Here is a 23,397-nt window from a genome sequence, read left to right on the forward strand (position 1 = left end):
CGATCACCGGGGCAGCCGGTGCCATCGTTCGCCTGTACCGGCCCTATCGCCGGCAAGCCGGCTCCTACAGAGACTACCTGAGCCTGCGTATCAGGCCCTGAACTGGCCCAGGCTTGCGCGCAACTGCGCCGCCAGGTCATCCAGCACCTTGCTGCTGGCGGTAGTCTGCGCCACCACTTGCGCCGAACGCTCGGCTTGGGCGTGGATGTTCTCTACCCTCCCCCGCACGGCCTGGGCACCACTGGCCTGCTGCTCGGCCGCGCGGGTGGCCAGGCCAATGGCCGAATGTACCTGCTCCACGGCCGCCTGCACCGACTGCTGACGGCGCTCGTTGTCACGCAGCACCAGCAAGCCTTCGCTAGCCTGGCGCCCGGCCTGGCTGATGGTGGCCACAGCCTCCTTGGCCCCCTGCTGCAAGGCGGTGATATGCGACTGGATATCCCCGGTGGAACTCTGCGTCTTGCTCGCCAGCGCCCTCACCTCGTCTGCCACCACGGCAAAGCCACGCCCGGTCTCGCCGGCCCGTGCCGCTTCGATGGCGGCGTTGAGCGCCAGCAGGTTGGTCTGCTCGGCGATGCCATGAATCACCGTCAGCACCACCTCGATCTGCTCGCTCTGCTTGGCCAACCGCTCGATCACCTGGGAGCCGGTTTCCACCTCGCCGGCCAGGTTTTCGATCAGCCGCGCCAACTGCGTGGTGGCCTGGCTGTTCTCGTCGGTCGCCTGGCGGATGTCCACCACCTGCTGCAACGCCGCCTGCATGGCGTGGCTTTCGGCCTGGGCTTCGTCGGCCATGCTCGACAGGTCACGCAGGCTGGCTGCCACCTCGTCGCGCTGCAGGGCAGCGGCAGCATCGGCACCGGCGTTGCGCTGGGCCATGGAACCGATCTCCACGCCGGTACGCTGGGCCACTTCACCGGCTTCGCGGACGATGGGCTGTAGTTTGTCGACGAAGCGGTTCACCGCCGAGGCCATGTCGCCAATCTCGTCACGGCTGTCGAGCTTGACCCGCTTGGTCAGGTCGCCCTCCCCAGCCGCCAGATCGTCCAACGCGGTAATCAGCAGGCGCAGCTTGCTCAGCACCCGACGGCCCAGCACCACGGCCACCACCAGCAGCACACCCAGGCCCACCAGTACCAGGCCCAGGCCGATGCGCCAGCGCAGTTCGCCGGCAGCGTCCCGCACGGTTTGCGCGGTGTTGGCCTGCATCGCCGTGGCGCTGTTCTGCGCGGTTTCCAGGCGCGTGCGCAAGGCCTTGCCGCTATCGGCGGCGGCGGCCACCAGGCTATCGCCGACCAGTTGCTCGCCACTGGCGATCAGCGCCGCAAAGCGCTGGTCGAGGGCCTTGAGCTGCTGGTCGACACTGGCAGTGGACACGCCCATCAGCACCTTGCCGATCACCTCGCCATTGGGGCTGATCGGGGCTTCGACGAAGTACACCGACGGGTCCTTGCGGGCGGCATCGAGCACCTTGTCCAGCGCCCGCTCGCCCTGCCCCTTGGCCAGCAGCGCCTCATTGATCGGGTTCTGCCGGTTGAGGTAGCGGGTCAGGTGCTGGCCCTGGGCGTCGTCGTAGATCACGAACAACACGTTGGGGTTGCGCTGGGCGCGGCGGGCGAAGTCCGAGAGCATCGGCACATCGTTGTCCCAGATCGCCCGGGGCGCCACAGAGGCCAGCAGCTCGGCCATGTCGTTGGCCGAGTCCTTGAGGGTCTGCTCCAAGGTGGTGCGCAATTGCTGCTGCTCGTCATGCAGGCGCGCGGACAAACCGGCGCTGAGGCGCTGGCGGGTGCTGGCGGAGAGGCTGTCGAGCCCGGAGCGCACATCCTGCCCGGCCTGCTCCAGTTCGGCGGCCAGTTGCCGGCTGTCGTTGCCCAGGCGCTGGCCCAGCTCGGCCTCCAGCGCCGTGACCGTGCTCCGGGTCAGGGCAACGGCGACCAGCACCTGCACCAGAAGAGCGATACCAAGCGCAACAAACACAGGCCGCAACAGGCGGCTTCGTAACAGTGAAAGGATGGCTGACACGTTGTAACCCTCGTGTTTCTGGCGCCATTACTTTGATGGCATCTACAGAAACTTCTTACAGCAAGGGTTGTGCCTTAAACAGCAGGCATATGTGCCAATAGCTAGCAACGGGTTGCCTGGCTGGGCGCTATCGCCGGCAAGCCGGCTCCTACAGGGAATAGGTGCGGATGCAAAAACGCCGTGGCCCCTTTCAGGGCCACGGCGTCAGGTCAGCACGAAACGCCGATCAGGCGAACGGGTGACGCAGCACGATGGTTTCGTTGCGGTCCGGGCCGGTCGAAATGATATCGATCGGCGCACCTACCAGCTCTTCGATGCGCTTGATGTAGTTGCGCGCGGCCTGTGGCAGCTCTTCCAGGGTTTTCACGCCCAGGGTCGACTCGCTCCAGCCTGGCATCTCTTCATACACCGGCTCCAGCCCGATGTAGCTGTCGGCATCGGAAGGCGCGTCGATGACAGCGCCGTTCTCGTTCTTGTAGCCCACGCAGATGTTGATGGTTTCCAGGCCGTCCAGCACGTCCAGCTTGGTCAGGCAGATGCCCGAGATGCTGTTGACGTCGATGGCGCGACGCAGGATGACGGCATCGAACCAGCCGCAACGGCGGGCACGGCCGGTGGTCGAACCGAACTCGTGGCCACGCTTGGCCAGGGTTGCACCGGTTTCGTCGAACAGTTCGGTCGGGAACGGGCCGGAACCAACACGGGTGGTGTAGGCCTTGGTGATACCCAGGATGTAGTCCAGGTACATCGGGCCAACGCCGGAACCGGTGGAGATGCCGCCGGCGGTGGTGTTGGAGCTGGTGACGTACGGGTAGGTGCCGTGGTCGATGTCCAGCAGAGAGCCCTGGGCGCCTTCGAACATGATGTCCTTGCCGGCGCGGCGCAGGTTGTGCAGTTCGGCGGTGACGTCGAGCATCATCGGCTTGAGCTGCTCGGCGTAGGCCATGCACTCGTCCAGGGTCTGCTGGAAGTCGATGGCCGGTTCTTTGTAGTAATTGACCAGCTGGAAGTTGTGGTAGTCCAGCAGCTCACCGAGCTTGGCGGCGAAACGTTCGCGGTGGAACAGGTCGCCTACGCGCAGGCCGCGGCGCGCGACCTTGTCTTCGTATGCCGGGCCGATGCCGCGGCCAGTGGTGCCGATCTTGGCTTCGCCACGGGCTTTTTCACGGGCCTGGTCGAGGGCCACGTGGTAGGACAGGATCAGCGGCGCAGCCGGGCTGATGCGCAGGCGCTCGCGCACCGGTACGCCTTTCTCTTCCAGCTTGGTGATTTCGCGCATCAGCGCATCCGGGGCAACGACCACGCCGTTGCCAATCAGGCACTGCACGCCTTCACGCAGGATGCCGGATGGAATCAGGTGCAGAACGGTCTTCTCACCGTTGATCACCAGGGTGTGGCCCGCGTTGTGGCCACCTTGGTAGCGCACGACGGCGGCAGCATGTTCGGTCAGCAGATCGACGATCTTGCCTTTGCCCTCATCACCCCACTGGGTGCCCAGGACGACGACATTCTTACCCATTACATTGGTCCTCATTCACGCAAACTTGGTTGCCGGCCTGTTGCCGACGCAGAAACTCACTGGGCCAGCGGCAGAACCTGCCAGCGCCCGTCTTGCTGAATCAATTGACGATCACAATCCGCCTCGAAGGCAGCACTCAACGGCTGGCCAGGCAGGGCCTGGACCACACGCTGGCCTTCGTTGCGCAACTGGCAGACTTGCTGCCAGAGGGCCGCATCGCTGCTGTCGGGCATCCAGATGCCGCCGGCAGGCAATACGACCTCCGCTCGCCCCAGTGTGACCAGGGTCTTCAAATCCGTGGAAAAACCAGTGGCCGGGCGCGCCCGGCCAAAGTCGGCGCCGATGTCGTCGTAGCGCCCGCCCTGGGCGATCGACGAACCGACCCCCGGGACGAACACGGCGAACACCACGCCGGTGTGATAGTGGTAGCCGCGCAGCTCGCCCAGGTCGAAGTACAGCGGCAGGTCCGGGTAACGCGCAGCCAGGCGGTCGGCGATCGCCAGCAGGTCGTCCAGCGCCGCCAGCACGCTGGCTGGGGCACGGCCCAAGCGCACGCGGGCTTCGGCCAGCACTTCGCGGCCGCCGCACAGTTCGCACAGGGCGCGCAGCATGTTGCCGAGGTCCTTCGGCAGGTCGGCGGTCAGCGCCTGCACTTCATCGACGGCCTTGCGCTGCAAGGCGTCGAACAGCTGCTGCTCGACCGCACCAGACAGGCCGGCGGCACGGGCCAGGCCGCGGTAGATGCCGACATGACCGAGGTCCATGTGCACATCCGCAACATCCGTCAGTTGCAGCGTGGCCAGCATCAGGCTGATGACTTCGACATCGCTGGTGGGGCTGGCGTCGCCGTACAGCTCGGCGCCCAGCTGGATCGGGCTGCGCGAGGTGGACAGGGCGCGCGGCTGGGCATGCAGCACGCTGCCGGCATAGCACAAGCGGCTTGGGCCTTCACGGCGCAGGGTGTGGGCGTCGATGCGCGCTACCTGCGGGGTGAAGTCGGCACGAAAGCCCATCAAACGGCCAGACTGCGGGTCGACCACCTTGAAGGTGCGCTGGTCCAGGTCCTGGCCGGCGCCGGTAAGCAGCGACTCCAGGTACTCGATATGCGGGGTAACGACCAGTTCGTAACCCCAACTCTGGAACAGGTCCAACACCTGGCGGCGCGCGATCTCGATGCGCGCTGCCTCAGGCGGCAAAACTTCCTCGATGCCATCTGGCAGTAGCCAGCGGTCTACCGTTGCCATTACGCCATTTCCCCTCTGGTCTGGGCGGCTTGCCTTGAGGCCAGCCGTGAGTAAAGCAGGCATCGGCGCACAACAGCGGGCAGCACTGATCCCAGCGCAACCACCGTAGCCAATACCCTCGAATTGCCTAGCGAACTGACCAAACCGTCAACTGGCCGATTGCCAATCAACCTTGCAGACGCAAAAAAGCCGGGAAATTTCCCGGCTGCCTCATCATACACCCCTTTTCATTCAGGATGCACCCCACCTGGCATTTAAGCTGCCGGGCGGGGTGCGCCCTTCATGAGAGCAGCATCAGGGCTTGCTCTTGTCCAGGTAACGGAAGAACTCGTTCTTCGGGTCCAGGACCAGTACATCGCTCTTGCTGGAGAAGCTTTCGCGGTACGCCTGCAGGCTACGGTAGAACGCATAGAAGTCGGCGTCCTGGGTGTAGGCCTTGGCGTAGATGGCAGCCGCCTGGGCATCGCCATCACCGCGGGTCTCTTCCGCTTCACGATAAGCCTCGGCCAGCAGTACACGGCGCTGACGGTCGGCGTCGGCACGAATACCTTCGGCCAGCTCGTTACCCTTGGCGCGGTGCTCGCGGGCTTCACGCTCACGCTCGGTGCTCATGCGGTCGAACACGCTGCGGTTAACTTCCTTCGGCAGGTCGATGGCCTTGACGCGAACGTCGACAACCTCGATACCCAGCTCCTTGCTCGCCATGCGGTTGAGCGAGGCGGTGATGTCGGCCATCAGCGCGTCGCGCTCACCCGATACCACTTCGTGCAGGGTGCGTTTACCGAACTGGTCACGCAGGCCGCTTTCGAGGCGGCGCGACAGACGCTCGTCGGCGATCTGCTTCATGCCGGAGGTGGCGGTGTAGAAACGCTCGGCGTCCTTGACCCGCCACTTGGCGTAGGCGTCGACCATCACAGCCTTTTTCTCCAGCGTGAGGAAGCGCTGGGTCGGGGCGTCGAGGGTCATCAGGCGGGCGTCGAACTTGCGCACCTGGTTCACATAAGGAACCTTCACATGCAGGCCAGGCTGGACATCGGCCTTGACCACGCGACCGAACTGCAGCAATACCGCGCGCTCGGTCTGCGAAACGATGTAGAAGCAGTTCCAGGCGACGATCGCCAGCACCACGGCGCCGATCAGGGCGAACAGCGATTTATTGCTCATCAGCGGCTCTCCCTGGAACGCAGCGGCGGTTGTTGCTGTTGCAGGTCCTGGGCGGCACGCGCGGCGGCGTCATTGACCGACGGCGATACGCTGCTGGCCGGGGCTGCAGGGTTGTTGCGGCTGCTTTCGACCATCTTGTCCAGCGGCAGGTAGAGCAGGTTGTTCTGCCCGTCCTTGGTGGCCACCATGACTTTGCTGGAGTTGCTGTAAACCTCCTGCATGGTCTCGAGGTACAGGCGCTGACGGGTCACGTCCGGCGCCTTGCGGTACTCGCCGTACAGCTTGGTGAAGCGGTCGGCCTCACCCTTGGCGCGGGCGATGACTTCGTCGCGGTAGCCGTTGGCGTCCTCGATGATGCGCTGCGCCTGGCCACGGGCCTCCGGCACCACGCCATTGGCGTAGGACTCGGCCTGGTTGCGGGCGCGCTGCTCGTCTTCACGGGCACGGATCACGTCGTCGAAGGCTTCCTGCACTTCACGCGGGGCTGCCGCGCTCTGCACGTTCACCTGGGTGACGGTGATACCGGTGCGGTAGGTGTCGAGGAAGCGCTGCAGGCGTTCGCGGATATCCACGGCCATCTGCTCACGGCCTTCGGTCAGCACCTGGTCCATGGAAGTAGAGCCCACCACGTGGCGCAGGGCGCTGTCGGTGGCATGCTGCAGGCTGACTTCCGGCTGGTCGACGTTAAGCACGAAGTCCTGCAGGTTGCTGATGCGGTACTGCACGGTCAGCGGCACCTCGACGATATTCTCGTCTTCGGTGAGCATCTGCCCCTGCTTGGTGTAGGCCCGCTCGCGGGTCACGTTCTCCATGTACTTGCGGTCGATCGGCGGGAAATAGATATTCAGGCCGGGACCTACGGTTTCGTAGTACTTGCCGAAGCGCAGCACCACGGCCTGCTCCTGCTCGTCCACCACGTACACGGCGCTGTACAGCCAGATAGCCGCCAGCACCGCCAGGCCGATGCCCAGCAGGCCATAGCCGCCGCCCTTGCCGATATTGCGGTCACCGCCGCCGCCACGTTTCTTGCCACTGCCAAACATGCCGTTCAGGCTGTCCTGCAGCTTGCGGAAGGCCTCGTCCAGATCCGGTGGGCCTTTTTTGTCGCCACCGCCACCGCCGCCACTGCCGCCGCCACCGCGACGACCGCCCCAGGGGTCCTGATTGTTCGAGTTGCCACCCGGCTCATTCCAAGCCATAGCGCTCTCCATCTGATAAAGCAAAGACGCGCCCACGGCGCGCCGTCCAATGCTACAGAATGCCTGTCACGGCTGCCCGGCGACCTCGACGAGCATTTATTGCAAAGTGTGTTGCTCGACAAACACTTGCGGCTCCATGCCTTCACGACTGACCAGGCGATTCAACTCGGTCCTGGGCAGTCGCACACTCAACAGGCTGCGCCCTTCTTCATCATGCTCTTCACTCTGCACGGCACCCAGGGCAAAGAATTGCGCGCGCAAGCGGGCAAAACGCTGCTCCAGACACAGGGTACCGACAAACAGATCATCCCCCAGCAACTCGGCAACCGCCTGGCCAACCAGCTCCAGGCCTCGCCCGTCACGGGCCGAAACCCAGACCCGCTGCGGCTTGCCGTCGGCATCGCGCTGAATCTGCGGCTCGACGCCTTCGAGCAGGTCGAGTTTGTTATAGACCTCGAGGATCGGCAAGCCTTCGGCACCGATCTCGCCCAGCACCGCCAGCACCTGCTCGATCTGTTCCATGCGCTCAGGCTCATGGGCGTCGATCACGTGCAGCAGCAGGTCGGAGTTGCTCGATTCCTCGAGCGTAGCCCGAAATGCCTCGACCAGCTTGTGCGGCAGGTGGCGAATGAATCCCACCGTGTCGGCCAGCACGATCGGCCCCAGGTCGGCAAGCTCCAGCCGGCGCAACGTGGGGTCAAGGGTGGCGAACAGCTGGTCAGCGGCGTATACGTCCGATTGCGTGAGGGCGTTGAACAGGGTCGACTTGCCGGCGTTGGTGTACCCCACCAGCGACACCGACGGGATGTCCGCGCGCTTGCGCCCGCGGCGGGCCTGCTCGCGCTGGCTGCGCACCTTCTCCAGGCGCCCCTTGATCTGGCGCAGGCGCACCCGCAGCAGACGGCGGTCGGTTTCCAGCTGGGTTTCACCCGGGCCGCGCAGGCCGATACCGCCCTTTTGCCGCTCAAGGTGGGTCCAGCCGCGTACCAGCCGCGTGCTCATGTGCTCGAGCTGGGCCAGTTCGACCTGCAGCTTGCCTTCGTGAGTACGCGCCCGCTGGGCGAAGATATCGAGGATCAGCCCGGTACGGTCCAGCACGCGACACTCGAAGACGCGCTCGAGGTTACGTTCCTGGCTGGGCGTGAGGGTGTGATTGAAAATCACAAGGTCGGCTTCGGCGGATTTGACCAGGTCGCGTAATTCCTCGACCTTGCCGCTGCCGATCAGAAACTTGGCGGTGGGCTGATGCCGCGCCACTGTTACCAGCGAAACGATATCGGCTCCGGCCGACAGCGCCAGCTCCTGAAACTCCTGCGGGTCTTCGCGCGCCTCAGGGTTCTGACCTTCCAAGTGAACGAGCAGCGCTCGCTCACCACCACCGTGGCGCTCAAAGAACAATGCAGGCTCCTACTTTAATCAAGCGTTGCCTGGCTCGCTGTCGCCGTGCTCACCGTCGGTCGGGCTTGGCAGACGAACTGGGCGGGCAGGTACGACGGTCGAGATCGCGTGCTTGTAGACCATCTGGCTGACGGTGTTCTTCAGCAGTACGACGAACTGGTCGAACGATTCGATCTGGCCCTGCAGCTTGATCCCGTTGACCAGATAGATCGAAACCGGGACTTTTTCTTTTCTCAAGGTGTTCAAGTAAGGGTCTTGTAGCGAATGCCCTTTTGACATATGCCGCACTCCTGTAAGGATCAATAGTAAAAAAACAATAAATTCGGTAATTCATGCCGCCCTTCGCAAGAATAGACGGCAATAAGCAGGGACTCAGCTCAATATGGAGACGGCCCCAAGGTATTTCAAGGTGCGGGACAGATTGTCGCAGGCCAGGCTGTCGAGCCAGTGCACGTCGGACCAACTGCGCAACCAGGTGAACTGGCGCTTGGCAAGTTGACGCGTGGCAATGATACCTCGTTCTTGCATCTCATTCTCATTTAATGCGCCGTCGAGATAGTCCCAGACCTGCCGATACCCCACTGCCCGTATAGACGGCAGCCCCACGTGCAAGTCACTTCTGGCTCGCAGCGATCGGACCTCGTCGACGAAGCCCTGTTCCAGCATCTGCGAAAATCGTAGCGCAATTCGCTGATGCAAAATGTGACGATCCGTAGGCGCGATGGCCAGGCTGGCGACAGTATAGGGCAAATGCCCGCCCGCGCCTGCGTCTGCGCCGCTACTTTGCGCCAATTGACGCTGGCGGTGGGCGGTCATGCTCTGGCCGCTGACGCGGAACACCTCGAGCGCGCGAATCAACCGCTGCGGGTCATTCGGATGAATGCGCGCCGCCGACTCCGGGTCCACCTCGGACAGTTGCCGGTGCAGCTCGGCCAGGCCCAGGGCGCTGGCCTCGGCCTCGAGCGCCGCGCGCACCTCGGCGTCGGCCGGCGGCATGTCGGCCAGGCCATCGATCAACGCCTTGTAGTACAGCATGGTGCCGCCTACCAGCAGCGGGACCTTGCCGCGCGCGGTGATCTCGGCCATGGCCGCCAGGGCATCGGTGCAGAACTGCTTGGCCGAATAGCTTTCGGCCGGGTCGAGAATATCGACCAGGCGGTGCGGGTACTGCGCGAGAATCTCTTGCGACGGCTTGGCAGTGCCGATGTCCATGCCGCGGTAGACCAGCGCCGAATCGACGCTGATCAGCTCGCAGGGCAAGACCTTGGTCAGTTCGATGGCAAGGTCGGTCTTGCCGGCTGCGGTCGGGCCCATGAGGAATATCGCCGGGGGTTTGCCGCTCATTTCATCGCCCCCGCAGGAACAGCTTGTCGAGGTCGTCCAGGCCCATCTGGGTCCAGGTCGGGCGGCCGTGGTTGCACTGGCCGCTGCGCTCGGTGTTTTCCATGTCGCGCAACAGCGCGTTCATCTCGGGCATGGCCAGGCGCCGGTTGGCGCGCACCGCACCGTGGCAGGCCATGGTGCCCAGCAGCTCGTTCAGGTGCGCCTGGATACGGTCGCTGGTGCCGTATTCCATCAAGTCGGCCAGCACGTCCATGACCAGGCGGTTGGCCTCGGCCTGCTTGAGCAGCGCCGGGATCTGCCGGATCGCCAGGGTTTCGGGGCCCAGGCGCTGCAACTCGAAGCCCAGGCGCTGGAACCACTGGGCGTGCTCCTCGGCGCAGTCGGCCTCGCGCTGGCTCAGGGCCAGCGACTCGGGTACCAGCAGCGGCTGGCCGCTCAGGCCTTCGCTGGCCATGGCCACTTTCAGGCGCTCGTACATGATCCGTTCGTGGGCGGCGTGCATGTCCACCAGCACCAGGCCAATGGCGTTCTCGGCAAGGATATAGATGCCCTTGAGCTGCGCCAGGGCGTAGCCCAGCGGCGGGATGTCGCCCTGGCTTTCCGGCAGCGCGCCCGCTGCGGCCTGGGCGTTGTCCAGCGGGGCGTAGAACTCGCGGTACACCGCTTGTGCTTCACCGGCATTCACCGGCTGCGCCGGGCGCGGGGTGTACTGGTACTGATAACCGGCACCGGCGCCGTTGTTGCTGAACGCCGGGCGCTGCTCGCCCAGGGGTTGCTCGAGCACGGGCGAGGCCAGGCGCATCTCGCCTTGCGGGCCGAACTCACCGGCCAGCTGGCCGGTTGGGCGGAGCATCTCGGTAGTCGCCGCCGGCGCGGCCAACTGGTCTTCCGGGCGCACATCGGCCAATGCCCGGTGCAACGTGCCATACAGGAAGTCGTGGACTGTGCGCCCCTCACGGAAACGCACTTCGTGCTTGGTCGGGTGCACGTTGACGTCCACCCCGGTCGGGTCGCACTCCAGAAACAGCACGAAGGTCGGGTGACGGCCGTTGAACAGCACGTCGCGATAGGCCTGGCGCACCGCGTGGGCCACCAGTTTGTCGCGCACGGCGCGGCCATTGACGAAGAAGTACTGCAAATCGGCCTGGCTGCGCGAGAAGGTCGGCAGGCCGACCCAACCCCACAGGCGCAGGCCGTTGCGCTCCACATCGATGGGCAGCGCCTGCTCGAGAAAGCCTGGCCCGCAAATGGTGCCGACCCGCCGCGCACGGGCCATATCGTCGGCGGCCTCGTGCAGGCTGAAGATGGTCTTGCCGTTGTGGCGCAGGTGAAAGCCCACGTCGAAACGCGCCAGCGCCAGGCGCCGGATGACCTCTTGCAGGTGGTCGAATTCGGTCTTCTCGGCCTTGAGGAACTTGCGCCGGGCCGGGGTATTGAAGAACAGGTCGCGCACCTCCACCGAGGTGCCGACCGGGTGCGCAGCGGGCTGCACCCGCGGGAGCATGTCGCGGCCTTCGGTCTCCACCTGCCAGGCTTCGCTGGCATCCTGGGTGCGTGAGGTCAGGGTGAGCCGCGCCACCGAACTGATCGACGCCAGGGCCTCACCACGAAACCCAAGGCTCAGCACGCCTTCGAGGTCTTCCAGCTCGCGAATCTTGCTGGTGGCATGGCGGGCCAGGGCCAGCGGCAGGTCGTCCGGGGCGATGCCGCTGCCGTTGTCGCGCACGCGCAGCAGCTTGACGCCGCCCTGCTCCACCTCGACCTCGATGCGCCGGGCGCCGGAGTCCAGGCTGTTTTCCAGCAGCTCCTTGGCCACCGAGGCCGGGCGCTCGACCACCTCGCCGGCGGCGATCTGGTTGGCCAGCCGCGGGCTGAGCAGCTGGATGCGCGAACCACCACTCATTGCTGGGACGCCAGGGTGGTGGCTGGGATATTCAGGTGCTGGCCGATCTTCAACTCGTCGGTTTTCAGGCTGTTGGTGCTGCGCAGGCTGGCAACACTGACCTGGTAGCGTACGGCGATCATCGCCAGGGTTTCGCCCGAGCGCACGGTGTGGTCACGCGGGCCCTGGGCGATCTTGCCGCTGTCGCGCAGCCAGGCGATGTAGGTGCCAGGCGGCGGGTTTTGCTGGAAGAACTGCCGCACGCCGGTGTGGATGGAGCGCGCCAGGGCCTGCTGGTGGCTGGCGGTGGCCAGTTTGGCGGCCTCGTTGGCGTTGGAGATGAACCCGGTTTCCACCAGGATCGACGGGATATCCGGGGACTTGAGCACCATGAACCCGGCCTGCTCGACACGCTGCTTGTGCAGCGGCGTAACCCGGCCCATGTTGCCCAGCACCTTTTGCCCCACGTTAAGGCTGGAACTCAAGGTGGCGGTCATCGACAGGTCGAGCAGCACACCGGCCAGCATGCGGTCCTTGTCGTCGAGGCTGACGTTGCCGGCACCACCGATCAGGTCGGAGCGGTTTTCCGTATCGGCCAGCCAGCGCGCGGTCTCGGAGGTGGCGCCACGGTCAGACAGTGCAAACACCGAGGCGCCGAAGGCGGCCTTGGACGGCGCGGCGTCGGCGTGGATCGAAACGAACAGGTCGGCGCCCTTCTTGCGGGCGATCTCGGTGCGCTTGCGCAGCGGGATGAAATAGTCGCCGGTACGGGTCAGCTCGGCGCGGTAACCCTTCTCGCTGTTGATCTGGCGCTGCAGCTCCTTGGCGATCTGCAGCACGATGTCTTTCTCGTGCTGGCCGCGCGAACCGGAGGCGCCCGGGTCTTCACCGCCGTGGCCGGCGTCGATGGCCACCACGATGTCACGCTTGCCGGACGGGGCTGGCGGCAGCTTGATCGCCGGTTGCGCCGGGCTGACCGGCACTGCCGGGGTGGTGGCCGGCGCTTGCGGTGCCGGTGGCGGGGTCGGGTTGCTGGCGGCGATGGCGTCGGCTTCCTGGTCGTACAGGTCGACCACCAGGCGGTTGCCGTACTGGGCGTTGGGCGCCAGGGTGAAGCTTTTGGGGGTTACCGACTTTTTAAGGTCGACCACCACACGCAGGTCGGTGGGGGTGCGCTGGGCCGAACGCACGCTGGTGATCGGCGTGTTCGAAGTGGCCACGTTCAACGGCCCGCCAAGGGTTGCGCCGTTGATGTCGATGACCAGCCGATCTGGTGCGGTCAGGGTGAAGACGCTGTGCTGCACCGGCCCGGACAGGTCGAATACCAGCCGCGTGTTGTCCGGCGCGCGCCACAGGCGCACGCTCTTGACTTGAGTGACGGCCAGAGCGTCAACGGTCACCGCTGTCAGCAGCAGCCCAACCACAGCGACCAGTGCGCGTATGCGCATACCTTTCCCCACTTACTGTATGAATTCTTAACCCAGTTTTTTGCACCAGGCCTCGCCGCGCGCGCTCTGTGGCGCAAGGCACAGCGAACGCCCGCCCGCTTGCGGGCTTATGGTAATGGTCAGGTCGGGCTTTGGCAAAACGCCCGCACCTTTCTGGGGCCACTCGAACAGGCACAGGGCGTCATCCTCGAAATAATCGCGGATGCCCATGAACTCGAGTTCTTCCGGGTCGGCCAGGCGGTACAGGTCGAAGTGATAGGCGCGAATGGCGCCGATCTCGTAGGGTTCGACCAGCGTGAAGGTCGGGCTCTTCACCGCCCCTTCATGGCCCAGGCCGCGGATCAGCCCACGGGACAGGGTAGTTTTGCCGGCGCCCAGGTCGCCCTCCAGAAAAATCACGCCATGGCCGCCGGTCACCTCGGCGAGCTTGGCGCCAAAGGCGACGGTGGCCGGTTCGTCGGCCAAAAACAGGTTCAACACGGGCAATGCTCCTCCAACAACTCTCTTATGACCGGCACCAGATCACTGGCCGCCAGCCCTCTTCCGCCCCGCCCCAGGCGCTCGCCGGCACGGGCATGCAACCACACCGCCAGGCACGCCGCAGGCCAGGCCTCCAGGCCCTGGGCCAGCAGCGCCGCGACCACACCGGTGAGCACATCGCCCAGGCCGGCACCGGCCATGGCCGGGTGGCCGCGCTCGCACAGCGCCAGGCGCCCACCGGGCTCGGCCACCAGCGTGCCGGCGCCCTTGAGTACGCAGACGCTGGCATAGCGGCGCGCCAGCTTGCGCGCAGCCCCCGGGCGGTCGGCCTGCACCGCCTCGGTGGAGATGCCCAGCAACCGCGCCGCTTCACCCGGGTGCGGGGTGAGCACACTGCCACTGGGCAGGGCCAGCGGCGCCCCGGCCAGCAGGTTCAGTGCATCGGCGTCCCACACCTGCGGCAGGCGCGCATGGGTCACCGCCGACAGCAGGCTGCGTCCCCATGCGGCCTGGCCCAAACCCGGCCCGACCACCAGCACCGAGGCGCGCGGCAGCACACCCATCAGCTGGTTGGCCGAATGCACCCCCAACCACATGGTTTCGGGCACTCGCGCCAACCCCGCCGCCACGTGCTCAGGGCGCGTGGCCACGCTGACCAGCCCGGCACCGCAGCGCAAAGCCGCCTCGGCACTGAGCAGCACCGCACCGCCGGTACCCAGGTCGCCGCCGACCACCAGCACATGGCCAAAGTCGGCCTTGTGCGCGTCGAGCGGGCGTGCCGCCAACCCTGCCAGGGCCTGGCGGTCGAGTATCTGCGGGCTGCTGTTAGGGTGTTTGGTCTGAGGCATGGGGTCAAAGGCTCCGATGTCTGGCAGAATTATACCCACCTAGTCCTGTAATGCTTGCCCCTTCCATGCCCGCCAACACTCCAGATATCGCCGCACTGGCCCAATCCATCAAGCAATGGGGCCAGGAACTCGGTTTTGCCCACGTCGGCATCGCTGGGGTCGACCTTGGCGAACACGAACAGCACCTGCAGCGTTGGCTGGCCGCCGGTTACAACGGCGAAATGGAATACATGGGCGAGCACGGCAGCAAGCGCTCGCACCCCGACCAGTTGATCCCCGGCACCATCCGGGTGATTTCGCTGCGCATGGACTACCTGCCCGGCGACACCGAAATGGCCAAGCGCCTGGCCGAGCCGGAAAAGGCCTATATCGCCCGCTATGCCCTGGGCCGCGACTATCACAAGCTGGTACGCAAGCGCGTGCAGCACTTCGCCGACCGTATTCAGGAGGCCATCGGCCCGTTCGGCTACCGCGCCTTCGTCGACAGCGCCCCGGTGCTGGAAAAAGCCCTGGCGCAAGAGGCGGGCCTTGGCTGGATCGGCAAAAACACCCTGCTGCTCAACCGCAAGGCCGGCAGCTATTTCTTCCTCGCCGAGCTGTTCGTCGACTTGCCGCTGCCCATCGACGGCATCCAGGGTAGCGACCACTGTGGCCGCTGCCAGGCCTGCCTGGACATCTGCCCGACCCAGGCCTTCGTCGGCCCCTACCAGCTCGATGCACGGCGCTGCATCTCGTACCTGACCATCGAGCTGCGCCATGCCATCCCGGTAGAGCTGCGCCCGCTGATCGGCAACCGCGTGTTCGGCTGCGACGACTGCCAGCTGGTATGCCCGTGGAACCGCTTCGCCAAGACCACCCACGAAGACGACTTCATGCCCCGGCGCGGGCTGGACAACATCGAGCTGGCCGAACTGTTCCTGTGGGATGAGAAGCGCTTCCTCGCCCGCACCGAAGGCTCGCCGCTGCGGCGCGCCGGTTACGAGCGGTTTTCGCGCAACCTGGCGGTGGGGCTGGGCAACGCACCCACCACCATACCGGTGCTGGAGGCGCTGAGGGCCCGCAGGGACGACCCGTCGGAGTTGGTGCGCGAGCATGTGGAGTGGGCACTGGAGCGGCACGGCGCTCTGTAGGAGCCGGCTTGCCGGCGATGAGGCCCGCCAAGGCAACGCATCATCGCCTGGCACCCGCCAAGCGGGTGATCGCGGGCAAGCCCGCTCCACCTACAGGGTGGCTCGCTGCAGATTATTGCTGGTCGTTGTAGTGGAACTTGGGCATTTCCCAGTGGAAACGAATCGCCAGCAAGCGCACCAGAAAACCACCGAACAAGGTCAGCAGCATCGCCTGCTCCGCCGGCACCTTGAAGTACACGCAGCCCAGATAGAACCACGCCGCGGCAAACGAAACGCTGGCATACAGCTCGCGGCGGAACACCAGCGGGATGTCGTTGCAGAAGATATCCCGCAGGATGCCGCCGAACACCCCGGTGATCACCCCGCTGATCGACGCCACCAGCATGCCCTGCCCCATCTCCAGTGCAGTCATGCAGCCAATCAGGGTGAACGCCACCAGCCCCAGGGCATCGAGCACCAGGAACAACGAGCGCAGGTGGCGCATCAGCGGGGCGATGAAGATGGTCAGCAAGGCGGCCAGACTGGTCAGCACCAGGTACTCGGGGTGTTTCACCCACGTCAGCGGGTAGTGCCCCAGCAGCACGTCGCGCACCGAGCCGCCACCCAGCGCGGTGACGCAGGCGATCAGCACCACGCCGAACCAGTCCATGCCCCGGCGGCCGGCGGACAGCGCCCCGGTCATGGCTTCGGCGGTGATGGCGATGAGGTAGAGCATCAGCAACATGGTGCAGGTCCGTGCGGGAAAGGCGCGCAGTCTACCCAGTCGTGCGGGGCACCAAAAGAGGGCGCGCCGACGATCGTCGGCGCACGGCAGGCTCAGAACTTGATGAAATGCTCACGGTAGTGACGCAGCTCGGCGATCGACTCGCGAATATCGTCCAGCGCCAGGTGGGTGCTGCCCTTCTTGAAGCTATCACGCACATCCGGCGCCCAGCGCGCAGCCAGCTCTTTCAAGGTCGACACATCGAGGTTGCGATAGTGGAAGTAGTTCTCCAGCCCGCGCATGTGGCGGTACAGGAAACGGCGGTCCTGGCAGATGCTGTTGCCGCAGATCGGCGACTTGCCCTTAGGTACCCACTGCTCGAGGAAGGCGATGGTCTGCGCCTCGGCCTCGGCCATGCTCACCTTGCTTTCGCGCACGCGCTGGGTCAGGCCCGAGCCGCCGTGGGTGCGGGTGTTCCACTCGTCCATGCGCGCCAGCACTTCGTCGCTGTGGTGGATGGCGATCACCGGGCCTTCGGCCAGGGTGTTCAGCTCGCTGTCGGTGACGATGGTGGCCATCTCGATGATGACGTCGCTGTCCGGATCCAGGCCGGTCATTTCCAGATCGATCCAGATCAGGTTCTGTGGGTTCTGCATGGGTGTGCTCCTCGAATAGCCCGTCATATTAGCCTAGCGCGGCGGCCGATGGGCGCAGCGTGCTAAACTGCCGCCCGTTTTCATTCCCCTCCTGCACGGAACCTCCATGGCCAAACGCCAGCTCAACCGCCGCCAGAACTGGCGCATCGAAAAGATCCAGGGTGAACGCGCCGCCCGCGCCGCCAAACGCGAGCAGCACGCGCTGCAGGAGCTGGAAGGCGGCGACCTGGGGCCGGAACAACTGGGCCTGGTGATCGCCCACTTTGGCGTGCAAGTAGAGGTCGAGGCACAGGACGGCGAGGCCGCAGGCCAGGTATTCCGCTGCCATCTGCGGGCCAACCTGCCAGCGCTGGTGACCGGTGACCGGGTGGTGTGGCGCGCCGGCAATCAGGGCATCGGCGTGATCGTCGCACAGATGCCGCGCAGCACCGAGCTGTGCCGGCCGAACAACCATGGCCAGCTCAAGCCGGTGGCGGCCAACGTCGACCTGATCGTCATCGTTTTCGCCCCGGCGCCCGAGCCGCACCCCAACCTCATCGACCGCTACCTGGTGGCCGCCGAGCACGCCGGCATCCGCCCGCTGCTGCTGCTGAACAAGGCCGACCTGATCAACGACGAAAACGGCCCGACCCTGCACGCCATGCTCGAGGTGTACCGCGCCCTGGGCTACCCGCTGCTGGAGGTGTCCGCGCACCAGGGCGACGGCATGCAGCGCCTGCAGCAGACGCTGGACGGCCATATCAGCGTGTTCGTCGGCCAGTCGGGTGTGGGCAAGTCGTCGCTGGTCAACAGCCTGTTGCCGGATGCCGGCACCCGGGTGGGCGACTTGTCTGAGTGGTCCGGCCAGGGCACCCACACCACCACCACCGCGCGCCTGTACCACTTCCCCAACGGCGGCGACCTGATCGACTCGCCGGGCATCCGCGAATTCGGCCTGGGCCATGTCAGCCGCGCTGACGTCGAGGACGGTTTCATCGAGTTCCGCGAGCTGATCGGCCACTGCCGCTTCCGTGACTGCAAGCACGACCGCGAGCCGGGCTGTGCACTGCTCAAGGCACTGGACGAGGGGCGTGTAGCGCAGCAGCGAATGAACAGCTATCGCTCGATCATCGCCAGCCTGCCGGAAGACACTTACTGAGGCAGCCGCGTAGGGCGAATTACATTCGCTTGTAGGACTGTTCTGATTTTCGCGTCAGGTGTTGTTGAAGGACCCGTCCTTCATGGATTGTCCGGGCTACGGGCCGCCTGCATTGGCGGCCCATCAGCCTGCGGCATGAAAGGACACACAATGACAAGACCCGCCCCGCATCACCTCCCCCACGCAACGGGAGGGCGAGCCTGATGCCCGTGTTTATCAGCTACCAGCACGACCAGCGCCTTGACGCGTTCATCCTCAACGAGCGCCTGCTGCTCGAAGGCATCCCCACCCAACTGGCGCGCTACGACGATGCCACCTGTCAAACCTTCGACGACATCTGCGTGAGCCTGCGCCAGTACCTGGTCGACAGCACCCACCTGGTCTGCGTGCTGTCGCAGCAGGCCGCCGATAACTGGTGGGTGGCCTGGCAACTGGGCGCCGCCGCCGCCAGCAACCGGCGCATCAGCCTCTACCGCAGCGGCCCAGCGTCGCTACCGGGCTACCTGGAGCGCTGGCCGCTGCTGCACGAGCGCGAACACATCGACCTGTTCGTGCGTGCCTACCACGAAGAGAGCACCTTCGACCGGGCCATGGCACCGGCCCGTGAGGGGCGCCACGCCCATGACCGGGACAACGCCGACTTCTTCCACGCCGATCTGAAGGCCAAGATACGCCGGGGGTTCTGAGCACAAAGAGAAAGGGCCGCTTGCGCGCAATGCCAGTCGTTTAACGAAATTGGGGCTGCAAAGCAGCCCCAATTGCTAACCAACCGGCCTAACGCTTGCGCGGCCCTTGTTCGATCACTGGTTTTTCTGCTCGTCCATTTTCAACACGCCATCCTCGAAGATGTTCAGTTTCTGGCGCAGCTCCCGCGGTTGCATCGGGTCTTGTGGCGCCACAGCGCCCGCTGGTGGCACTGCCGGTGCGGCAGCGCCCGGCGTACCGCCAGCGGGTGGTGTGACCCCGGGCTGGGCGTCAGGCGCACCCTGCTCGCCCTCGATGTCACGCTGGGCCTTCTTGGTCAGCACGATGATGTCGATACGGCGGTTGACCGGGTTGAGCGGGTTCTTGCGGTCGAACAGCGACGACGAGGCATAGCCCACCACCCGCGCCACCTGGCCGTCCGGGTAGCCACCGGCAACCAGCGCACGGCGCGCGGCGTTGGCACGGTTGGCCGAAAGCTCCCAGTTACCGAATTCGCCGGTGCCCGAATAAGGCTTGGCATCGGTGTGGCCGCTGACGCTGATCTTGTTCGGCACCGCCTTGATGGTGTCGGCCATGGCCAGCAGGATGTCTTCGAAGTAAGGCTGCAGGCGCGCGCTGCCCAGGTCGAACATCGGCCGGTTCTCGGCGTCCATGATCTGGATGCGCAGGCCGTCCTGGGTGATCTCGAACAGGATCTGGTCCTTGAACTTCTGCAGTTCAGGGTTTTCCTCGACCTTGTTCTGCAGTTCCTGCAGCAGCAACTCGAGGCGCTCGCGCTCGACCTGCTCGGCCATGGTCTCGACCTGGTCCTTGTCCAGCTGGATGCTGGTGTCAGGGGTCGGTTCGGACTTGGTTTCCGGGTTGATGGTCTTTTCCGGCGCCAGCTGCGGCGAGCCTCCCAGGTCGATGATGTAGGGCGTGCCGCTCTCGGAGAAGCCGATCGGGTCCTTGAAGTAGCCGGCGATGGCGATCTTCTGCTCAGGCGTGGCGGTGGACAGCAGCCACAACACGAGGAAGAACGCCATCATCGCCGTGGCGAAGTCGGCAAAGGCGATTTTCCAGGCACCGCCATGGTGCCCGCCACCGAAGCGCTTGACGCGCTTGATGATTATCGGCTGATTGTTCTCCATGACTCAGCGACCGCGAACCGCTTGTTCCAGCTCGGCGAAGCTCGGACGGTGCTTCGGATACAGCACCTTGCGCCCGAATTCCACGGCCAGCGAAGGCGGCATGCCCGAGGCCGAGGCCACCAGCGAGGCCTTGATCGATTCGTACAGGTTGATCTCTTCCTTGGCGTCGTGCTCCAGGCACTTGGCCAGCGGGCCGAAGAAGCCGTAGGCCGCCAGGATACCGAAGAAGGTACCGACCAGCGCCGCGCCCACGTGCAGGCCGATGGAGGCCTGGTCGCCCTCGCCCAGCGAGGCCATGGTCACCACGATACCCAGTACCGCCGCGACGATACCGAAGCCGGGCATGCCGTCGGCAATGCCGTTGACCGCGTGGGAGGGGTGCTCGAGCTCTTCCTTCATGCTCAGCAGCTCCATGTCGAACAGGCCTTCGAGCTCGTGGGGAGCCATGTTGCCGGTGGACATGATGCGCAGGTAGTCGCAGATGTACGCGGTCATGCGCTCATCACCCAGTACCGCAGGGTACTTGGCGAAGATCGGGCTGGCTGCGGCGTCCTCGATGTCACCCTCGATGGCCATCATGCCTTCGCGACGGCTCTTGTTGAGGATCTCGTACACCAGGCCCAGCACTTCCAGGTAGAAGGTATGGGTGAAACGGCTGCCGAACATCTTCAGCGACTTCTTGACCACATGCATGGTCATGTAACCAGGGTTCGCCTGAAGGAACGCACCGAAGGCCGCGCCACCGATGATCAGCACTTCGAACGGCTGAATCAGTGCCGCGATCTTGCCGTGGGAAAGTACGTAGCCGCCGAGCACGCTCGCGAATACGACGATGATGCCGATAATTTTAGCCATAGGTTCAGAGCACTTGCTGTCGTGGTCAGGGTCGGGGACGGGAGCCTTAAAACTCTTCTTCTACTTATCGGCAGAACTGCGCCAGACTATAGCCACTCAAAGCGAAAAGCCAGTTTGGACTGATGTCAATATGCCAATTGAAACCAAGGTGCCAAGTCAGCCCCCGTCAAGTCTTGACGCCTGGGTCAAGCTGCTCGACGGCGTACGCATACCCGTACCCAAAGAGAGCCACGACCGCGTCGTGCAGGCCATCAACGACAGCCGCCGCTCGCTACGTGACATCGCCGAGCTGATGCAGGACAGCCCCGCGCTGGTGCTGTGCGTCATGCGCGAGGCCAACCATTCGGCCAACGCCAGCCAGGCCGAGCCTGCCGAAAGCCTGGAAATCGCCCTCAACCGCCTGGGCCTTGAACGCATTTCACAGCTGCTGGCGCGCCTGCCCTCGCTGCCCAGCGACGACCTGCCGCCGGTGCTGCGCCAGTTCCTGCTGATCAGCCAGCACGCCACGCAACAAGCCAACGGCCTTTTCGCCAGCCGCCTGGCGCGCCTGTGGCAGGAGATCCACTGGGGCAGCCTGCTGTTTCTCTCACCCATGTGGGCCATGGCCGTGGCCTACCCCAAGCTGCTGGATGCCTGGGAGCTGCGGGTCATCCACAAGGGCGAGGACGCTGGCGTTGTCGAGCAGCAGTTGTTCGGCGTGCGCATCATGCAGCTGTGCCAGGCCGTGGCCGAGCACTGGCGCCTGCCGGGCTGGGTCACCCAGGGCTACCGCCTGTTGACCGAGGAGCGCGAGCAACTGGCCCAGGTGCTGAACATCGCCCGCGAGCCCGACCCGCTGGAGCAACAGCACCGCCTGGACGAAGAACCGGCGCTGCGCCGCTGGTTCAACCAGCCACCCAATACCGTGTTGCTGGCCAACGGCCTGGCCCTGGCCGCCCAGGTAGGCTGGGACAACCCGCACCTGCTGCGCTGGCAACTGCTGACCGCGCTGTACCTGCAGACTTCGCTGGACGATGTGCAGCAGCAGGTCCACCAGCAGGCCGCCGCCAGCGCCCGCCACCATGCCCGACATGCCCTGTTCCACCCGGCCGAGGCGCTGATCTGGCCCTGGGACCAGCGCCGCCCGCACCCGGACATGCTCACCCCGCCGCCGCCCAGCAGCGAAGACCTCGCCCACTGGCGCTCGGCCTGCCAGGAGCTGCTTGCCCAGCCCAGCCCGTTCAGCAACGCCGTGCACTTGTCGGCCCAGGCCCGTGAAGCCCTGCAGGCGTGTGGCATGCAACGGGTCATGCTGCTGAGCCTGGACAAGGCCAGCGACTACCTGCGGGTACAGCAAATTGCCGGCCTGCCCACCGAAGCCGGCGCCATGGCCCTGCCGGTGCAGCAGAACAAACTGCTGCAAAAACTCATGGCCCAGGCCGGGCAACTGCGGGTGACGCCGGACAACCACGCTCAGCTCGCAGCCTTGCTGCCGGCGCCGCTGCGGGCGTTCTTCCGTGGCGAGCACCTGCTGCTGCGCTCGCTGGCAGTGGGCGGCCAGGTGCTGATGCTGGCGGTGGCCGACCAAGGCGGCAAGCCGCTGGCCGATGTCAGCGTGCAAGCCTTCGGCAAAACCGCGCAATGCATCGAGCGCGCCCTGGCCCTGTTTGCCAGTCGCAATGCGTGAGCCTTGCGCTACAATCGCCCCTCTTTCCACCCCGGAGACCGTGGATGACTGATTTTTCCGGCTTGCCCCTGGTGATCGAAGCCGCCGACCTGCTGCCGCGCCTGGGCTCGTCCCAGCTGATCCTGGTCGACCTGAGCAGCGCCAACCGCTATGTCAGCGGGCACATCCCCGGGGCGCGCTTCGTCGAGGGCAAGCGTACCCAGCTCGGCCAGCCACCGGCCCCCGGGCTGCTGCCGGCCCAGGCCGACCTGGAAAAACTGTTCGCCGAGCTCGGCCACCGCGATGACGCGGTGTACGTGGTGTACGACGACGAAGGCGGCGGCTGGGCAGGGCGCTTCATCTGGCTGCTCGACGTCATCGGCCACCAGCACTACCACTACCTCAACGGCGGCATCCAGGCCTGGCCGGCAGACAAACTGTCCACCGACGCACCTGCCCCCGGCACCTCGCCGGTGCGCCTGCAACTCAGCAGCGCACCCACCGCCACCCGCGAGTACCTGCAAAGCCGCCTGGGCGCCAATGACCTGGTCATCTGGGACGCCCGCGGCCCGCAGGAATTCAACGGCGAGAAGGTTCTGGCCGCCAAAGGCGGGCACATTCCCGGCGCGATCAACTTCGAATGGACCGCCGGCATGGACCTCAACGACCACCTGCGCATCCGCAAGGACATCGCCGACGTTCTCCGGCAATTGGGCATCACCCCCGACAAGGAAGTGATCACCCACTGCCAGACCCACCGCCGCTCCGGTTTCACCTACCTGGTGGCCAAAGCCCTCGGCTACCCACGCATCAAGGCCTACGCCGGCTCGTGGAGCGAATGGGGCAACCACCCGGACACGCCTGTAGAAGTCTAAGGAACCTGC

General features: G+C 65.3%; 21 protein-coding genes and 1 pseudogene. 5 read left to right on the plus strand and 17 right to left on the minus strand.

The genetic code is table 11. From position 1 onward, the window contains the following. Window positions 1–90: 90 nt before the first annotated feature. The 13 genes and pseudogenes from KSS94_RS27705 to KSS94_RS24300 form a co-directional block, all read right to left on the minus strand. Complete coding sequence (locus KSS94_RS27705; RefSeq protein ID WP_369992298.1) at window positions 91–975, minus strand: methyl-accepting chemotaxis protein; 885 nt, start codon at window positions 973–975, stop codon at window positions 91–93. Window positions 976–996: 21 nt separating this feature from the next. Continuing rightward, window positions 997–1,689, minus strand: a pseudogene (locus KSS94_RS27710) (methyl-accepting chemotaxis protein); the annotation flags it as partial. A 562-nt stretch (window positions 1,690–2,251) separates the two neighbouring features. Then, window positions 2,252–3,544 (minus strand): adenylosuccinate synthase, encoded by a 1,293-nt coding sequence (locus KSS94_RS24250; protein ID WP_028688256.1) that lies wholly within the window; start codon window positions 3,542–3,544, stop codon window positions 2,252–2,254. A 56-nt stretch (window positions 3,545–3,600) separates the two neighbouring features. After that, entirely contained in the window at window positions 3,601–4,788 is a 1,188-nt protein-coding gene (locus tag KSS94_RS24255) for an ATP phosphoribosyltransferase regulatory subunit (RefSeq protein ID WP_217840560.1), read from the minus strand. 294 nt (window positions 4,789–5,082) lie between these two features. Further along, window positions 5,083–5,952, minus strand: a complete 870-nt coding sequence (hflC, locus tag KSS94_RS24260) for a protease modulator HflC (protein WP_217840561.1) — start codon at window positions 5,950–5,952, stop codon at window positions 5,083–5,085. Beyond that, a complete protein-coding gene (hflK, locus tag KSS94_RS24265) occupies window positions 5,952–7,151 on the minus strand; it encodes an FtsH protease activity modulator HflK (RefSeq protein WP_217840562.1) in 1,200 nt (399 codons plus the stop codon). Before hflK ends, hflC begins: the two co-directional genes overlap by 1 nt. A gap of 96 nt (window positions 7,152–7,247) precedes the next feature. Next, entirely contained in the window at window positions 7,248–8,549 is a 1,302-nt protein-coding gene (hflX, locus tag KSS94_RS24270; RefSeq protein ID WP_217840563.1) for a ribosome rescue GTPase HflX, read from the minus strand. Window positions 8,550–8,567: 18 nt separating this feature from the next. Continuing rightward, on the minus strand, window positions 8,568–8,828 hold the full coding sequence (hfq, locus tag KSS94_RS24275) for an RNA chaperone Hfq (RefSeq protein ID WP_023629894.1): 261 nt from the start codon (window positions 8,826–8,828) through the stop codon (window positions 8,568–8,570). A 93-nt stretch (window positions 8,829–8,921) separates the two neighbouring features. Beyond that, window positions 8,922–9,893, minus strand: a complete 972-nt coding sequence (gene miaA / locus KSS94_RS24280; protein WP_217840564.1) for a tRNA (adenosine(37)-N6)-dimethylallyltransferase MiaA — start codon at window positions 9,891–9,893, stop codon at window positions 8,922–8,924. A gap of 1 nt (window position 9,894) precedes the next feature. Beyond that, complete coding sequence (mutL, locus tag KSS94_RS24285) at window positions 9,895–11,796, minus strand: DNA mismatch repair endonuclease MutL (protein WP_217840565.1); 1,902 nt, start codon at window positions 11,794–11,796, stop codon at window positions 9,895–9,897. Further along, window positions 11,793–13,223 carry an N-acetylmuramoyl-L-alanine amidase gene (locus KSS94_RS24290; RefSeq protein ID WP_217840566.1) on the minus strand — a complete coding sequence of 477 codons (1,431 nt, stop codon included), beginning with the start codon at window positions 13,221–13,223 and terminating at the stop codon, window positions 11,793–11,795. Before KSS94_RS24290 ends, mutL begins: the two co-directional genes overlap by 4 nt. Before the next feature lie 27 nt (window positions 13,224–13,250). After that, window positions 13,251–13,700, minus strand: a complete 450-nt coding sequence (gene tsaE / locus KSS94_RS24295; RefSeq protein ID WP_369992299.1) for a tRNA (adenosine(37)-N6)-threonylcarbamoyltransferase complex ATPase subunit type 1 TsaE — start codon at window positions 13,698–13,700, stop codon at window positions 13,251–13,253. Next, window positions 13,697–14,551 (minus strand): NAD(P)H-hydrate dehydratase, encoded by an 855-nt coding sequence (locus tag KSS94_RS24300; protein ID WP_217840568.1) that lies wholly within the window; start codon window positions 14,549–14,551, stop codon window positions 13,697–13,699. The genes tsaE and KSS94_RS24300 overlap by 4 nt, the downstream gene beginning before the upstream one ends. Before the next feature lie 65 nt (window positions 14,552–14,616). Here KSS94_RS24300 and queG point away from each other — a divergent pair, with 65 nt between their 5' ends. Further along, complete coding sequence (queG, locus tag KSS94_RS24305; protein WP_217843660.1) at window positions 14,617–15,681, plus strand: tRNA epoxyqueuosine(34) reductase QueG; 1,065 nt, start codon at window positions 14,617–14,619, stop codon at window positions 15,679–15,681. A 112-nt stretch (window positions 15,682–15,793) separates the two neighbouring features. On the opposite strand, the gene KSS94_RS24310 is transcribed toward queG, so the two are convergent. Together KSS94_RS24310 and orn are read right to left on the minus strand one after the other, a co-directional pair. Then, window positions 15,794–16,405: a trimeric intracellular cation channel family protein gene (locus tag KSS94_RS24310; RefSeq protein ID WP_186520555.1), complete on the minus strand. Its 612-nt coding sequence runs from the start codon at window positions 16,403–16,405 to the stop codon at window positions 15,794–15,796. 92 nt (window positions 16,406–16,497) lie between these two features. After that, window positions 16,498–17,040 carry an oligoribonuclease gene (orn, locus tag KSS94_RS24315; RefSeq protein WP_217840569.1) on the minus strand — a complete coding sequence of 181 codons (543 nt, stop codon included), beginning with the start codon at window positions 17,038–17,040 and terminating at the stop codon, window positions 16,498–16,500. Window positions 17,041–17,146: 106 nt separating this feature from the next. Between orn and rsgA the strand changes: the two genes are divergently transcribed. Both rsgA and KSS94_RS24325 read left to right on the plus strand, forming a co-directional pair. After that, window positions 17,147–18,178, plus strand: coding sequence for a small ribosomal subunit biogenesis GTPase RsgA (rsgA, locus tag KSS94_RS24320; protein WP_217840570.1), 1,032 nt, complete (start codon window positions 17,147–17,149; stop codon window positions 18,176–18,178). Window positions 18,179–18,381: 203 nt separating this feature from the next. Then, window positions 18,382–18,864, plus strand: coding sequence for a TIR domain-containing protein (locus KSS94_RS24325; RefSeq protein WP_217840571.1), 483 nt, complete (start codon window positions 18,382–18,384; stop codon window positions 18,862–18,864). A gap of 114 nt (window positions 18,865–18,978) precedes the next feature. On the opposite strand, the gene motB is transcribed toward KSS94_RS24325, so the two are convergent. Together motB and motA are read right to left on the minus strand one after the other, a co-directional pair. Beyond that, entirely contained in the window at window positions 18,979–20,013 is a 1,035-nt protein-coding gene (gene motB, locus KSS94_RS24330; protein ID WP_217840572.1) for a flagellar motor protein MotB, read from the minus strand. Between the two features lie 3 nt (window positions 20,014–20,016). Beyond that, window positions 20,017–20,868: a flagellar motor stator protein MotA gene (motA, locus tag KSS94_RS24335; RefSeq protein ID WP_217840573.1), complete on the minus strand. Its 852-nt coding sequence runs from the start codon at window positions 20,866–20,868 to the stop codon at window positions 20,017–20,019. Between the two features lie 130 nt (window positions 20,869–20,998). Between motA and KSS94_RS24340 the strand changes: the two genes are divergently transcribed. Together KSS94_RS24340 and KSS94_RS24345 are read left to right on the plus strand one after the other, a co-directional pair. Next, window positions 20,999–22,534, plus strand: a complete 1,536-nt coding sequence (locus KSS94_RS24340) for an HDOD domain-containing protein (RefSeq protein WP_217840574.1) — start codon at window positions 20,999–21,001, stop codon at window positions 22,532–22,534. A 44-nt stretch (window positions 22,535–22,578) separates the two neighbouring features. Next, entirely contained in the window at window positions 22,579–23,388 is an 810-nt protein-coding gene (locus KSS94_RS24345; RefSeq protein ID WP_217840575.1) for a rhodanese-like domain-containing protein, read from the plus strand. Window positions 23,389–23,397 lie beyond the last annotated feature (9 nt).

The sequence above is a fragment of the Pseudomonas fakonensis genome, from assembly GCF_019139895.1.
Classification (GTDB): Bacteria; Pseudomonadota; Gammaproteobacteria; order Pseudomonadales; family Pseudomonadaceae; genus Aquipseudomonas; species Aquipseudomonas fakonensis.